Source organism: Pseudomonas onubensis, assembly GCF_965653655.1.
Lineage (GTDB): Bacteria > Pseudomonadota > Gammaproteobacteria > Pseudomonadales > Pseudomonadaceae > Aquipseudomonas.
The window spans coordinates 1-461 of sequence record NZ_CBFHAZ010000260.1; the positions used below are offsets into that span (position 1 = coordinate 1).

Here is a 461-nt window from a genome sequence, read left to right on the forward strand (position 1 = left end):
CTTGATGCGGCTTTGCAGTCTGAATCGCACAGCAAATCGCCGTTTGCTGATAATCAAGCGTATCCAGCTCAATTCCTGCCTGCTGGCGCACAAACGAGCCGCGGCCATCCGCACCGACTAACAGACGCGCATCAATAACCGCACCCTCCTCTAACGTCACGCGGTAGCCCTGCTCTGTCCCCAACCACTCCATATCGACTACTTTTTGCCCAGCGATGACGGTCAGATAGTCACTGACATCATCCTCAGAGAGACGCTGCGATAATGCATACTCAATGACTGCAGGCTCAACCATGCCCCCAAGCAGTTCTGGCGTACTGCTTTCACTATCACCAAATAATAGCTCGCCCATACCGTTCAGTTGCCATACCTGCATTTGTGAATAGTCGGCCTTACGCCCAGATAGCGCAATCTTTTGCCAAGCGCCCACGTCTTTGAGTAAGTTTATACTGGCTAGGCTA

Annotated in this window: 1 protein-coding gene; it reads right to left on the reverse strand. The window is 52.3% G+C overall.

The genetic code is table 11. The features are described from left to right. A partial coding sequence (locus ACTD9P_RS29870; protein WP_438870455.1) for an FAD-dependent monooxygenase occupies positions 1-461 on the reverse strand: 461 nt, incomplete at both ends.